The sequence below is a fragment of the Rhizobium mulingense genome, assembly GCF_029194105.1.
Taxonomy (GTDB): Bacteria; Pseudomonadota; Alphaproteobacteria; order Rhizobiales; family Rhizobiaceae; genus Rhizobium; species Rhizobium mulingense.
The window spans coordinates 1-723 of the sequence record NZ_JARFVE010000066.1 but is presented as its reverse complement, the minus strand read 5'-3'; the positions used below and the strand labels follow the sequence as shown (position 1 = coordinate 723).

Below are 723 nucleotides of genomic sequence, written 5' to 3'. Positions count from 1 at the left end.
CCCGGACTTCCTTGGCGTGCTGCAAACTTGTCTCAACGCGCTTGCGGAAAAAGGTCGACTGCTGTTCGAGGATCTGCGACGGCGAATTCGCGCCCAGCAAAGCTTGCAAATGTGAGAAGCCGGCCTCGGCGTCGGCTTGCAGTGCAGCGATCGTCTTCCACCACAATTCGTTGCCGAATAGACTTGTCGTTTCGAGGATCGGAGGCAGCATTTTCTGTGTCGCTTCAGCGCCGGACGCAAATTTCAAAAAAGCCTCTGTCACCTTCTTGTTCCCCTTTTCAACAGATGCGCCGAACTGATCTGGCACCTTGAGCGGCGATGACCCCGGGTTTTCGATCGTTTCAAAGGATCTTTCGGAAATCTTGGTCATTGCATTTTCCTTCTCTTTGAGTTGGTTGCAAGCTGTGACATCGGGATTGACCCTTCCGCCGGCGGATGCATGGCCGCTTGGTAGAACGCGGATCCGATGACGAACGGTCAGGTGGCCTCCGTTCCGTTCGTTTCATGAACCGGCATCATGCAGACTGCTTTCTGCCGCTTGTAACCAGGGATCAGCAAACACCATGCCAACTGCTCCGACGCGCCAAGAAGATGATTTTCTTTTATCAATGGGCGGGTTGAGGGCAGGTTGATGTGTATTTGACGGAGAGACCGGCGAACAAAACGTTCCAATCACGACAAACCTGACAAAAGTGGCGGATGCCCGACATTTGCGAGAAATGT

General features: G+C 53.4%; 1 protein-coding gene and 1 pseudogene. Both read right to left on the bottom strand.

Annotated features, from left to right (window positions below; all coding sequences use genetic code 11):
* Positions 1-370: phasin (locus PYR71_RS30710; RefSeq protein WP_272785014.1), on the bottom strand; the 370-nt coding region annotated here is incomplete at its 3' end.
* 132 nt (positions 371-502) lie between these two features.
* Positions 503-723: pseudogene (locus PYR71_RS30705) on the bottom strand (hypothetical protein); the annotation flags it as partial.